Genomic DNA, 12,613 nt, shown 5'->3' with positions numbered 1-12,613 from the left:
ATCACCTTGTTTTCTTATTTAGTCGTTTTACAAGTTCTTTCACTTGTTTGCTTGTCTTCTTTTCATATTCTATCATCAGCTCAACGCAGTAGTGAAATATCCTTACATTATCCAAATCTTCACTTTGTTCTGCTATTCTTTCTAACTGACGTAAGTTATTGATAATTCTTCTAACTTGAAATATAAAGTCATGATAAGATTCAAAATCAAATTGAAGATAAATAGGCGAACTCTTAAACAACATTTTCCTAGCATAAGAGGAAAAATTTAGATGGTTTGTCATTTCAATCAAGTTATTCACTATTTCATTTTGCTCTTCAGTGATATAACATTTCTTTAGAACAGTCCTATATCTACTCATTTATCATATACTTCTTTCGGGCATTTTCATGGGCAATAGCTTTGCACTCCAGCATACGTTCCTGCTTTAAATTTTCCATAGACTTAAATAAATACGCTAAAGGAGAAGTCGCATCCTCAGGAATCCGTTCGATCATGCTAATAACTTCATCACTAGTTACATACCCACTAGCCAAATACTCGCCTATCTTCATCTTCTGAGCATGTGTTAAAGTGTAATTGTTAGGATACAAAAATCTATCATTGTACTTATAAGAAATGGATTCTAACAAAGAATAATATTTGGGTGGAATATAAGTTTCAGTCTTTCTAGAACTATTATCCAGTATATTCTCAATCTCTTTCTTATTCTTACTCTTGTTCTTAATCTCTTGCGTTACATTATCATTTTCATCCGTTACTGTAACGTTACAGTCTAAAACGAGTTGTGGCTCGCCTGTAATTAGTGCTTTTTGTTTTTGTCTATGACGAGCAACACGTTCCCTAGTTTGTTTTCTAATCTTTTCTAGTCCATCTATATTCTGATGTTTCTCCCATTTTGGAATGGTAATAGCGCCATCTATGATTTCTATCATGCCAAATTCTTCAAACATGCTGAGAGCTAATTTTACAGATGTAGCCTTTCGCCTAAACACTGTTGAAAGCATCTCTTCTGTGTAATAAACCTTGTTCCCTAGACTTAATATGCCACTATTATTTTGCTTTCCTGCAAGCACCAGAATTTTAAACCATATTACAATAAGAGTATCTCCTTCTGGCATTGATTCTATTAGCTGAATTTTTTCATCATCAAATATATCTGTTGTTATCTTGATCCACTGAACACCATTCATACGAGTACCTATCTTTCATATTGCTTCAACCATCGTGTTACTGCTCTTTTATCGTATAAAGTCACTCCATCAATCACCATGGTTGGCATTCCTTCTTTCGTCCATTTTTGGATTGTTGTCGTAGATACATCTAACCACCTAGACAAACCTGACATACGAACCATAGGTTTATAAAGTTCTTTATCTTCAAATACTCTTGCTACAGCATTTGAAATCATCTCATCATAGTGAGCACGTAATTGCTTCTCTAATTCTTTAGGAAGCTGGACAACTAAAGTAGTTTCCGACATAAATTCACACCTCATTTCTAAATTAAATAAGCTCCGAAACCATTTAATTTGTTATTCATTTTGAATTATATATCCTTTTTGAATTTTTGTCAAGCTTTTTTATTCAAAAAGAATAAAATGTGTTATAATGATAAAAAGGAGGTTCTTATGACGAATCATATTACTAAACTGATAGAAAATAGCGGAAAAAAATTGACAGAAATTAGCGAAGCTACAAATATAGCCTATCCTACACTTTCTGGATACAATCAAGGAATCCGCAAACCTAAAAAAGATAATGCTGAAAAATTGGCAAAATACTTTAATGTTTCCGTCGCTTACATTATGGGACTTGATAGCAACCCACACGCTCCATCAAATCTTAAAATTGTTACAGATAGTTTCAAAACATCTAAAATTGGTTCTGTGACACCTTTTAAAAGCGATATGGAGAAGTTAAAGAAGAGCATCGAATTTGGCGAAAGGGCATTAACACTACCACTTGATGATAGTTTTTCAGATGAATTTCGTCATATATTCTCAGAATATCTAGCTGAGAAAAACAAACGTTTTATGTCTGAGTTTATAGATTATATGAATCACCAAAATAAAGATTCTAAAGTTTGGCAGAGCTGGATTAAAACAGACGAATACGCTATCCGCCAAGAAGATAGAAAAAATAGATAGACACTCATTTCTCAATTACATAAGCTCCGAAAACTTAGATACGGAGAAAAAATGTCTATACACAAATACAAAACAAAAAAAGGAATCCTATACTATGTCAGCTTTTACATTGGCTTAGATGCTTATGGAAAGAAAAAAAGGCACTTAAAGAGAGGGTTCAAAACCAAAAAAGAGGCAAAATTGTACGAAGCTCGTTTAGAAGCTGGTGTCGTTGCCCCCACAGTAAGTACCGACAAACCTAACCCCAAAGTCACTTATAAAGAACTTTATCAAGAATGGTTTAATGCCTATGTTGGTACCGTTGAAGAAACAACTTCTTCCCAAACTAAGAATATCTATCGAATACATATTCTACCAATATTTGGCGATAAATTTATTGACCAAATCAGTCCTTTAGACTGTCAAAACTTTATTACACAAAAATCTCAGACTTTCAAAAATATCAAACAGATAAAATCCTATACCTCAAAAATTTTTGATTTTGCAATCAACATGAACTACATTGATCGAAATCCAATGAAGAATGTTATCATGCCTAAAATCAAAAAAACTAGATCAGATAATTTTTGGTCACTGGAGGAATTACATCATTTCCTTGATATAGTGAAAGAAACCGAGCCATTTAAACATTTTGCTCTATTTAGACTGCTTGCATTTAGTGGACTACGAAAAGGGGAGTTATACGCTTTAAAATGGGCTGATATTAACTTTGACAGCAATCTATTGAACATAGATAAAAGTCTAGGAAGAATTGACGGTAAAGCGATTGAAAAGAGCACAAAGAATGAATCTTCAGTTCGTACAATCTATCTTGATGATGAGACAATCGATATTATTAAGCAATGGAGAAATTTCTATCTGAAAGAACAATCTCAGCTTCCTCTTACAAAGCTGAATATTAGTGATGAATATATGTTCTCTTACATATCAAGTAATGACAAAATTGAACCTTTGCATGCTGATTACATTAATAACGTACTGAATCGAATTATTAAAAAGCATAAATTAAAACCAATTAGCCCACATGGGTTTAGACATACACATGCAACACTTATGTCTGAAATTGGAATCGATCCTTCTAATACATCAAAACGTCTCGGTCATGCAAGCAGTCAGGTGACATTAGATGTCTATACTCACACCACAAAAACTGGTGAGAAAAACTCTATTGACAAATTTGCAGACTATCTCAATAAAGCAAAATAAATCATGATTTTAAAAATTTAGAAGAGGTTATCAGAAGGTTATCACAAAGCTATTTGAGCTCAAAAATCGACAAAAAAGCACTTTGCAAAATTTTTGCAAAGTGCTTTGAAACGTTGATATAATCGTATTGATTAACGTTTTGAGAATTGTGATGCTTTACGAGCTTTCTTAAGACCTGGTTGGGGCACCACTTATTTCATCTAATTTCAAAGTGCTTTAAAATCAACGTTTTCATAGGTTTTCAAAAAATAAAATTTCAACTAATTTCAATCAGTTTCATTAAAATAAGGTAAACTTTCATAAAAAATAAGTAAAAATCGAACCAGAATATCAAGAGTTTCCCTTATATAAAATTTATACATATTAGAACAACACCATAGAAAAGAGAGCCTCCGCTCTCTTTCTTTTTATCTATTATATTTTCGTTTTCCTGCTAAAGCGAGGAGTCCAACACTTGCTCCAAGCAATGCTAAAAGCCCTGAATCCTTTGTTCCTGTATTTGGAAGTTGTTTCTTAGATTCTGCTTTTGCATTTGTATCTTTTGCAGGAGCTTGATATGTTTTATCGTCTTTAGTTCCTACTGTCGCAACTACAGGTTTGTTTTGTGCCTTCGCATCTACAATGTCAACAACTTTACCGTTAGCGTCGGTAACTTCCTTAGGTTGACCTCCTGCTTTACGGATTGCACCTGCTTTGTCTTTCAAAGCTTGCAAACGTTGTTGTTCAGCAAGGTGTGCGTCATAGTCAGCTTTGAGTTGCTTAAAGTTCTCATACCCACGAGCCTTAGCTTCTGCGATACCCTCAAGACGAGCCAACTCTTCCTTAGCCGTTTCCAACTCAGCACGGAGTACACCAAGCTTAGATTTAGCATCAGTAAGCTCTTTGTCTAAAGCCTTAAGGACTTTATCACGATTATTAAGAGCAAGAGCAAGGACTTCGTAAGTATCGCTAGCTTCTTTAGATGATTCACGTTTACGAGCAAGGTCTTGACCAGCTGACTTACGAGCCAAGACTGCTACATCATGAGCCTTAGTAAGGACTTCCAATTCACCTTTGGCAGTTTCAATAGATTGGTTAGCAGTAGATTGTTCAGCTTTAGCGTTAGAAAGAGCTGTCTTAGCTTTAGCAAGAGCCTTAGCTTTGTCAGTTGCGTTTGATTTAGCTAGGGCAAGCGATTCCTTAGCAGTTTGCAATGCTTTAGTGTCTTGCGCTAGTTTGTCTTTAGCGTCAGCAAGAGCCTTTTCAAGTGACGGAACATCAATCTTGTTACCTACTACGTTAGATAACTGTTTACGAGCGTTAGCAAGAGCTGTCTCAGCGTTAGTGTAGGCGGTTTGAGCTGATTGGACAGTTGATTTAGCTTCTTGAGAGGATTTGACTGCGTTGTCATAAGTTGATTGAGCCAGTGAGAGTTTTTCTTGGAGGGCTTTAGTGTTGTTGTTTGCTGTAACTACCTTAGTTTTGTTGAATTTAGATGATTCTTTGATGACGTTATCTGATGTACCGTCAATATGCAAGCTAAAAGGGAACTCTTTGTTCTTACGAACGGATACCCCAATGTATTGTTGATACACAATATCTGGCTTAGTATTATCCAAACTTGCAAGACTCAAAGCGTGTCCCCAGTTAGGTTCAAAGTCAAGAAACATCATAGCGATAAGATTCTCATAAATTGATTCTTTTAACTCAGCTAAATTTGATACCTCTGTATCACTAAACCCAAGGTTTTCTGCAAGGAGAACACCATAGTCTTTACCTACCTTATCCAATGCATCAAAGTCGTGGTCTCCTTCTGTCTTAGACGCTTTTGCTACTTCTTTAGCAATACCCATAGAGTCTTCTGTTACGATTGCATGAGGTGTACCAAAAGCATCACGGATTTGATTGATAAGGTCAGCCGTGAACAAGTTGATTTCACGCTCTACTTCTGGGGTTAGGTTAGCTACGTCAACTTTAACTTTACGGTCTTTATCAGTAGCTTTGAAACGGTTAGGATTGTTCTCAGTGTCTCCGAGATACCCACGTTCTTCCATTTCTTTCTTACCTAGAGCCTTAAGTTGGTTAGATACAGATGCACTTTGAGACTTAGCATACTCTTTCAACAAAGAGATATACTCTTGACTTACTGTGAAACGTGCATTAGTTGTTGAAGTACGAGCCAACTCTTCTTTGGCACGGTCGAGGTCAGCTTTAGCTGTAGTGACTGCCTTATCTTTGTTAGATTGGTCAGCTTTAGCATTAGCAAGGGCTGTAGTAGCTTGAGTGAGATTAGACTCAGCTTGAGATACCCCAGTTTGAGCATCTTTGATAGCTTGCTCTTTGTTAGATTGAGCTTTTTTACCACTGTCAAGGTTGGTTTTGGCAGTCTCTACTGCTTGAGTATCTTCAGCGACCTGAGTAATAAGCTTAGCTACCTCTTTTTCAAGGGGAGCAACATCAGTAGTAGATGAAAGAGCATCTACTTTTTTCTGAGCGTCAGCTACATTATTAGCAGTATCAGTAGCAGTTTTCTCAGCATTAGATACTAGCTTAGTTTGGTCTTCAACCTTTTCAGCAGTCGCAGATACAGACTTATCAGCATCAGCTACAGTTTTCTCAGCAGTCGCAAGCTCGTTGGCTTTCTTGTCAGCCTCGGCTTTTGCAGTTGCTACCTTCTCGGGTGTAATCGCCTTAGCTTCTTCTACCTTTTTATTAGTATCAGCGATAGTCTTTTCAGCATCGGCAATCTTAGTTTCTGTAGTTGAAACAGCTTCTTTTTGCTTAGATACATCCTGATTAGCCTTGTCTGATTCAGCCTTAACCTTATCAACGTCTTGTTGACTAGGAACTTTAGCAACTACCTCGTCCTTAGCAACTACCTTAGTTGCAGGTTTATTAACAGCTACTTCGGTTTCGTTAGCTGATACGCTAGTAGATACCCCAAAGGCTGTAAGTGCTAAAGTAGAAACGACCATGCCAGTACGCAATTTTTTGATGGTTCCGTGACCTTGTGTGTTTGATTCCATCGTATAAACTCCTTTATGTCTTAAAAGACTGTTTTATGAATAATATTATACCACATTCTGCAGTCTTTAAAATATTATTTTTGTAAAAATTTCAGTCTTTTAATAACGATTTATTCAATGAGATAAACTTGTATGATAGTTATGAGGTACTATCATGACTGAAAAAATAAATTTAAGAGAATTTGTTGCAAAACAAATCAGACTTCTAAGACTGAAAAGTGGGATGACACAAGAATATCTAGCAGAAAAAGCTGATCTGGGATTCAACTATATCTATAGGTTAGAGAATAAACAGTTAAATGTTAAGCTTGAGACCATTGAAAAAATCATACAAGCGCTTGAAGTTGATATGAATACTTTTTTTAATATTGAAAATCAACATCAAAGCGGAGAGTTTTTACAACTTATTGAAGATATTAGAAACCTACCAACAGAAAAAAGAGAACCTACTATAAAAGCTCTCCGAGATATATTAAAACAAATAAATTAAGCCAAGTATTTTTGAACTTGGCTTTTTTAAAGTTTGCTAATTTAGTTTTTAGTCCCTCAAATTATGGATGCACTTGATACAGATATAGAGACTTTTTTCGATATATCCGTAACCGAAAGCAATTCTTTAATAAATCAGCTAATATATAAAATTAAGGAACTAACACCTAGTAAACAAGAACGAGTTCTCAAGCTAATGATACAGCTTATTGACGCAATAGAAACATAGACCAAGTCACAAAAAAATGACTTGGTTTTATTTTATTCTCCTGTAAATAAAAACCGAATATTCTTTGCTATGGTTAAAATTTCTAAGACCCTAGCATAAATTCTTTTACCCTACCGAAAATGAATAATCAAAACAACCTAAAAAATAGGTATCCCAGCGAAGAGGTCTAACTACCTGAGCAAAATAAGAAGAGTCTGACGAAAATTTAGAACAACACAATACTATAATATATATACACTGGCGTAAATTTTTGACTACCTATACTATAATATTTATACAATGGCGTATTTTTGAGATAATTCAATTTTTAATATTAAAATGACGTAGCTGAAGGAATCCCCTACCGATATAGTAAGTGAATACTCAAAGAAAAGGGGTGATGAAAAATGTACTATTTGAGTTAAATTGATAACATTTAATAACTTGTTATCATCAAAGATTAAAATTACTTGTCAGCATTTAAAAAAAGTCTGACCATGCAAAGAGAAGGAGGCATTCATATGTCAAAAGCAAAAGAATTAATCGTAGGCAACTACGAAAGCGCAAGAGCATTTTTAGATGCTTTATCAACTTCTGTTGATATCCCCGCAGAGATGAAAGTAATTGATACAAATAGCGGAATCATCAATGACGGTCAAGAAAATCAACGTCCGTGGGCATCGCTTACATGCGTAGATGTCGAACTCTATGAACAGTTCGCTAGCATTAGTCAAGAAGCTTACTGCCCATCGTTCAAAATCAAGTTAAAGAATTATCAAAATGAAAACTTAGATAGTTTGATTGATACCAGCATAGTACTTAACAAGTATGACTTGTCATTTGTTCTTGACAAGTTGAAACAGCCAGTCGGCATCGCTCTTGTAGCTGAGCTTGCTGATATTGCACTCAAATAGAAAAGAGATGGCTTATGAAAAATTTCTTAAGAGAAATCATGGAATTAGAGTGGTACTATCAGATTTTCATAGCGTCAATTACTTTTGTTTTAATAGCACTACTTCTTAAGTTTCTGCTATGGATAGTTCCATTTATATTAGGTTCTTTGTTGTTCCTGTGGCTTGTGACAGATGGAGAAATTTTCTCTCTAGCTTGGCATCGATACAAACAAAGAAGTCAAACTGCTATTAATCCTTTATTTGATAGCTTCTATAACTGGTTAACAGAAGTCGGTGTAACAGAACTACCAATCTCTTCACTAAGTTACACACAAGGTGTCGAAGTTACGGAACAAGGTATTTACTTTGTTCATATTGACAAAGAAATCTCTGATGAAGCCCTTGGAAACTTTGAAACAAAAGTAAGACAAGTTGTAAAAACTATGTCAAACGATTCTATAGATTGCGTTGTAAGTCGCTCTAAGCGTGAGCCCTTTCTTGCAGTCAAGGTTCGTTTAGTATCAACTAATGACATGATGCTAATGCAAAAAAATCAAAGAGAAGAGGACTTCTAGCATGATTAAAAACGTTTTCGAGGTCAACAGTAGGGGACAGCCTTCCCTTTTCAACATTGACATAAACCGATGTTTCGCTTTAATAATCGCAGGCCCATCAGGGGTAGGCAAGTCAACGTTTTTGCGTAGGCTGGTAGGATTGATTTCCTTTTATGACGAAACTGCTGAAGCATATTTCATGGATTTTAAAGCTGATGAAGATATGTTTTCAATGACCGGCAATCATGTTGCTAGAGGTTTTGACTGTTTAGAACTATTCGAAACAGTCTACCAACGCTTTTATGCAAGACTAAATAAACAAGAAAATATTGCTCATAATCTCTACCTAATTTTCGATGAATGGCAGGCTTTCCTTGCATATCTCGAACAAACTGATAAGAAGAAACACAAAGATGTTTTATCGAAAATATTGATGATGAATAGCATGGGTAGAAGTCTAGGTTTACGAATCATTTTATCTAGTCAACGTTTCTTGATGTCTGACCTTCCGGGGCGCTACAATTTTAATTGTGTCATATCCTTATCAACTAGCTTTCTGTTAGCAACAAACAACAGGCAACTCCTTTTTCCTGATATGGAAAAAGATGAAGTTGTAGTAAAACCCCGAGGATATGGTTATTTTCAACTTGAGGGAGAATCTGTCAAGATGTTTCGCACTATTCAAGTAAGAGACGAAGAACGGTTAAACCAGCGGATACAAGAGCTATTTTCAAGATATAGCTAGCGCTTTTTCTGCTACACTTGTTTGATGCGACACTGACCTACCTAGGGATTTCATCGGTTTAGTGTCGGCACGACATTACCAGCAGAAAAATGCCTATTCGCAAGGGCTTGAGGGGTGGAGATTTTTTAAGCGCAACGATGCCGAAGGCAGGGAGTGAAGCGCCAAAAAATACTACCCCGTCCCTTGTTGAATTGGCAAGCGTTCTCGGTTCGATGAGAATCCATCGGGCAGGAGAGGCTGGGATTTGAAGAGTTAAATTTAATTCTTAATTATTCCTAACGCGTGTTAGACTGGGCTTGTCAACGGTCTAACACTAGAATAGTTAAAAGAATAATTAAAGAATAGTTAAAAAAGAAAGGTTAATTATACATGACAACAAAGAAAAAAGAAGCACTTTTGACTTCTGTAGCAATTACACAATATTTTGATACGACTTATTGGAAGAATGGTTGGAATGAAGAACTCATTAAGTCCGAAAATATCGAAAAAATTCTTGAGGAAATAGTCAGAAGAGTTAGTGAAGTCGCAACGGTTACTGAAGCATATGCAATTAAGCATGACAAAGATACATCACTTGCTTTTGACAGCGTAACTAGAACAACAATTTCCAAACTAAAAGAACCTCATATCCATGCCTTACTAAAATTTTCAAAAGGTGCTACACTTACTGATTTAGCAGTAAAAATAGGATTAGAACCTCAGTATCTTGAGAAAGCTAAATCTGGTAGATATGGCTACGATAACTTGTTAGCTTACTTAATTCATGCCAAAGATAAAGATAAGTATCAATACAGCCCTGATGAAGTGATTACTCTAACAGGTAAAAACTATTTAGAAGTTTATCACGAAAGACATGTAAGCTGGCTGAAAGGTAAAGCCAAAAAAGAGGTAAAACAAACCTACAAAGATATTGATTTGCTAATCGATAACATTCTGAACGGAAACATCACCAAAAAGGAAATGCTTCTGAATAAAGACTATCACATGCTTTATGCAGTCCACAAAACTAAGATAAACGATACCTTTCGTACCATTGGAGAAATCAAAGGAACTATGACACAGGATGAACTGGAAAACAAGAAATTCAAGAAGACAATCCTATTCATACATGGTGCCTCTGGACTTGGCAAGTCAACATTTGCAAAAGAGATAGCAAAAAGTCTTATTCAGTTAGCAAAACTGAATAATCAAAACTGGAAATCAGTCTTGACTGCAGGTACAAATATGTTTGATGAAGTAAACGGAGAAGAGATTCTTTTTCTTGATGACGTTCGAGGAGATAGCCTAACCGCTTCAGACTGGCTGAAACTATTAGACCCTTATAATATTAGCCCTATCTCAGCTCGTTATCAAAATAAAATAGGCGCTGCTAAGGTCATTATTATCACAAGTTCTAAACATCCTTTGACCTTCTTCTACCACACCAAAGGCAATAATCGTGAAGATTTATCACAATACATTAGAAGAATCGCTCATCTAGTAACCTTAAGGGGAAACAGCGATAACATTACTTTCCATGAATCACAACCTAAACGAACTATAGACAGAATTGTGAAAATTCCAGGCACTGACCAAACGACATCGTTATCATACGATTTCACAACTGACAACGAAGCGACAAGTAAAGAAGAATTACTATCCATGTTAGTATCTACAGTTGGACTATATAATAAATGGGAGCACTGGGATTATAACAAAATAAAAACCCCATCCGAAACTTTGGCGAGCGAGGACGAGGTTACAGATAATCAAGAAAAGTAAACAGGGTATCTCTTGATACCTCTATTATACCATACATCGGAGGAATACATGCAAGTCATTTTACCAGACGAACAAGTTCAACAAATTCAGCACTTACTCGCTGAACTAATCGAAAAAGAAATTAAAAAGAAGCTGCACCATAGTAACCTTGAAAGCCCTTTTTTAAACAAACAGCAGGCTTGCCACTACTTGAGTATATCAAACAATACTCTAGATAGTTGGGTCAAGAAAGGACTGCCTACAATAAAAATAGGCAAGACTATACGATTTAATAAAGAAGCCATTAATTCATGGCTTTACTCACAAAACTAGAAATATCTATATTTTTGTTTTATAATAGTCATGATATTTTCTGGTTCGATACACAAGGAGGGTATCATGCCTATCAGTAAGACAAAGAACGGTACTTTTCGTTTAAAAATCTATATCCCAATAGAAGCACGAATGCCACTTGGAATTGTCAATAGCAACTATTACGATAAGCGATTTAAAACTAGAAAGGAGGCAAGGCAAGCTGAGATAGACTTGCTTACCAAGTTAAATCAAATAGAAGATAATGAATTTACAGGACTTGCAAAAGGAGATATTCTTTTCTCAGACTTCTATAACAATATCTGGTGGGACTCTTATAAAGCAGGTCAAACTACATCTACTTCTAAACCACCAAGCAGGTCAACAATTGCTAATACCAAAACCTGTTTTGAAAAACATATACTACCACTTCTTGGAAACTATACGATACAGTTTTTAAACCAAAATAAGCAAGTTATCCTAAATCTAATGACATCTAAGGCTAATGAATATGCAAACTTCAAATCTTTACGTAGTTATGTAATTTCCATTTTTGACTGGGCCGAAGAACTTGAGTATATAGAAGCTAATAAAGTTGCAAAAATATTAAGAAGAATAAAAGCCACTAAAAAGATTCAGCTTGCAGAGTCAAAGAGAGAGGAAGATTTATATCTAACTCATGAACAACTCCAAGAATGGTTCTCAGCATTTCAAGAAGATTTAGAAAATGATAAAATAACCCTGAAAGATTATGTTTTATTTTATCTCACTTTCTTCTTAGGTGATAGAAAATCTGAAACCTATGCTCTTCAATGGAAACATATCGACTTTTCAAAATCACAGATTCAGCTAATTCAAGCTTTAGATAGATATGGACAAGTAAAATCTACTAAGGGAAATAAGAAAACTATTTTCTCTATTTCTAATGACTTACTTCAGCTCCTTACCTCTTGGAAAGAACAACAAAAATATGAACTGGCAAAGTTTGGCATCATCAGTAATCCAGAACAATTTGTTTTTACATATATCGACACAAAAGGAAACATCAATAAGCCTTTACACGCCGACTATCTAAACAATAAAATGAAAAGTATTAGAAAGCGACATAAAGAGCTGACACATGCTACACCTCATAAACTGCGACATACAGGAGCAACGCTTGCTAAACAAGCAGGAATGAGCTTAGAAGCTATCTCTGAGGCTCTAACACACAGTGACACAGGAACAACACAGATTTATGTAAATACCTCTAATGTAGTTCCTATGACAGTAGGTGAATTTGCTTTAAGTCTCTAAACAATAAGGTGAAATA

13 protein-coding genes are annotated in these 12,613 nt (G+C 35.4%); 9 read left to right on the top strand and 4 right to left on the bottom strand.

Going from position 1 to position 12,613, the window contains the following annotated elements:
- Position 1: 1 nt before the first annotated feature.
- The 3 genes from SK578_RS01750 to SK578_RS01740 are packed head-to-tail and all read right to left on the bottom strand — an operon-like array spanning position 2 to position 1,483.
- A complete protein-coding gene (locus tag SK578_RS01750) occupies positions 2-361 on the bottom strand; it encodes a hypothetical protein (RefSeq protein WP_001865242.1) in 360 nt (119 codons plus the stop codon).
- A complete protein-coding gene (locus tag SK578_RS01745; RefSeq protein ID WP_042750111.1) occupies positions 354-1,193 on the bottom strand; it encodes a phage replisome organizer N-terminal domain-containing protein in 840 nt (279 codons plus the stop codon). The genes SK578_RS01750 and SK578_RS01745 overlap by 8 nt, the downstream gene beginning before the upstream one ends.
- An 8-nt stretch (positions 1,194-1,201) precedes the next feature.
- Positions 1,202-1,483 (bottom strand): hypothetical protein, encoded by a 282-nt coding sequence (locus tag SK578_RS01740; RefSeq protein ID WP_000005472.1) that lies wholly within the window; start codon positions 1,481-1,483, stop codon positions 1,202-1,204.
- Between the two features lie 147 nt (positions 1,484-1,630).
- Between SK578_RS01740 and SK578_RS01735 the strand changes: the two genes are divergently transcribed.
- Positions 1,631-2,149 (top strand): helix-turn-helix domain-containing protein, encoded by a 519-nt coding sequence (locus SK578_RS01735; RefSeq protein ID WP_000181350.1) that lies wholly within the window; start codon positions 1,631-1,633, stop codon positions 2,147-2,149.
- A gap of 51 nt (positions 2,150-2,200) precedes the next feature.
- Positions 2,201-3,355: a site-specific integrase gene (locus SK578_RS01730; protein ID WP_000022152.1), complete on the top strand. Its 1,155-nt coding sequence runs from the start codon at positions 2,201-2,203 to the stop codon at positions 3,353-3,355.
- 407 nt (positions 3,356-3,762) lie between these two features.
- Here SK578_RS01730 and SK578_RS01725 read toward each other — a convergent pair whose 3' ends face one another.
- Positions 3,763-6,360, bottom strand: coding sequence for an SEC10/PgrA surface exclusion domain-containing protein (locus SK578_RS01725; RefSeq protein ID WP_042750110.1), 2,598 nt, complete (start codon positions 6,358-6,360; stop codon positions 3,763-3,765).
- Between the two features lie 154 nt (positions 6,361-6,514).
- Here SK578_RS01725 and SK578_RS01720 point away from each other — a divergent pair, with 154 nt between their 5' ends.
- The 7 genes from SK578_RS01720 (at position 6,515) to SK578_RS10930 (ending at position 12,597) form a co-directional block, all read left to right on the top strand.
- Positions 6,515-6,850 (top strand): helix-turn-helix domain-containing protein, encoded by a 336-nt coding sequence (locus tag SK578_RS01720; protein ID WP_042750108.1) that lies wholly within the window; start codon positions 6,515-6,517, stop codon positions 6,848-6,850.
- A gap of 728 nt (positions 6,851-7,578) precedes the next feature.
- On the top strand, positions 7,579-7,971 hold the full coding sequence (locus SK578_RS01715) for a hypothetical protein (RefSeq protein WP_042750106.1): 393 nt from the start codon (positions 7,579-7,581) through the stop codon (positions 7,969-7,971).
- Positions 7,972-7,985: 14 nt separating this feature from the next.
- Complete coding sequence (locus SK578_RS01710; RefSeq protein ID WP_042750105.1) at positions 7,986-8,525, top strand: hypothetical protein; 540 nt, start codon at positions 7,986-7,988, stop codon at positions 8,523-8,525.
- 1 nt (position 8,526) lies between these two features.
- Complete coding sequence (locus tag SK578_RS01705) at positions 8,527-9,249, top strand: ATP-binding protein (protein WP_042750102.1); 723 nt, start codon at positions 8,527-8,529, stop codon at positions 9,247-9,249.
- Positions 9,250-9,618: 369 nt separating this feature from the next.
- Positions 9,619-11,010, top strand: coding sequence for a Rep family protein (locus SK578_RS01700; protein ID WP_042750100.1), 1,392 nt, complete (start codon positions 9,619-9,621; stop codon positions 11,008-11,010).
- Positions 11,011-11,058: 48 nt separating this feature from the next.
- Entirely contained in the window at positions 11,059-11,322 is a 264-nt protein-coding gene (locus tag SK578_RS01695; RefSeq protein ID WP_042750099.1) for a helix-turn-helix domain-containing protein, read from the top strand.
- Between the two features lie 66 nt (positions 11,323-11,388).
- Complete coding sequence (locus tag SK578_RS10930; RefSeq protein ID WP_042750098.1) at positions 11,389-12,597, top strand: site-specific integrase; 1,209 nt, start codon at positions 11,389-11,391, stop codon at positions 12,595-12,597.
- Positions 12,598-12,613: the final 16 nt, after the last annotated feature.

The organism is Streptococcus mitis (assembly GCF_000722755.1).
Lineage (GTDB): Bacteria > Bacillota > Bacilli > Lactobacillales > Streptococcaceae > Streptococcus > Streptococcus mitis_CM.
Note: the sequence above shows the minus strand (reverse complement) of the source record. Positions and strands in the feature narration are given on the sequence as shown.

What these genes read in the sequence shown, in the direction of transcription:
- SK578_RS01730 (WP_000022152.1), top strand. Translation starts at nt 2,201, where the DNA reads ATGTCTATACACAAATACAAAACAAAAAAAGGAATCCTATACTATGTC.
- SK578_RS01710 (WP_042750105.1), top strand. Translation starts at nt 7,986, where the DNA reads ATGAAAAATTTCTTAAGAGAAATCATGGAATTAGAGTGGTACTATCAG.
- SK578_RS01740 (WP_000005472.1), bottom strand. Translation starts at nt 1,483, where the DNA reads ATGTCGGAAACTACTTTAGTTGTCCAGCTTCCTAAAGAATTAGAGAAG.
- SK578_RS01750 (WP_001865242.1), bottom strand. Translation starts at nt 361, where the DNA reads ATGAGTAGATATAGGACTGTTCTAAAGAAATGTTATATCACTGAAGAG.
- SK578_RS01725 (WP_042750110.1), bottom strand. Translation starts at nt 6,360, where the DNA reads ATGGAATCAAACACACAAGGTCACGGAACCATCAAAAAATTGCGTACT.
- SK578_RS01715 (WP_042750106.1), top strand. Translation starts at nt 7,579, where the DNA reads ATGTCAAAAGCAAAAGAATTAATCGTAGGCAACTACGAAAGCGCAAGA.
- SK578_RS01720 (WP_042750108.1), top strand. Translation starts at nt 6,515, where the DNA reads ATGACTGAAAAAATAAATTTAAGAGAATTTGTTGCAAAACAAATCAGA.
- SK578_RS10930 (WP_042750098.1), top strand. Translation starts at nt 11,389, where the DNA reads ATGCCTATCAGTAAGACAAAGAACGGTACTTTTCGTTTAAAAATCTAT.
- SK578_RS01695 (WP_042750099.1), top strand. Translation starts at nt 11,059, where the DNA reads ATGCAAGTCATTTTACCAGACGAACAAGTTCAACAAATTCAGCACTTA.
- SK578_RS01700 (WP_042750100.1), top strand. Translation starts at nt 9,619, where the DNA reads ATGACAACAAAGAAAAAAGAAGCACTTTTGACTTCTGTAGCAATTACA.
- SK578_RS01745 (WP_042750111.1), bottom strand. Translation starts at nt 1,193, where the DNA reads ATGAATGGTGTTCAGTGGATCAAGATAACAACAGATATATTTGATGAT.
- SK578_RS01735 (WP_000181350.1), top strand. Translation starts at nt 1,631, where the DNA reads ATGACGAATCATATTACTAAACTGATAGAAAATAGCGGAAAAAAATTG.
- SK578_RS01705 (WP_042750102.1), top strand. Translation starts at nt 8,527, where the DNA reads ATGATTAAAAACGTTTTCGAGGTCAACAGTAGGGGACAGCCTTCCCTT.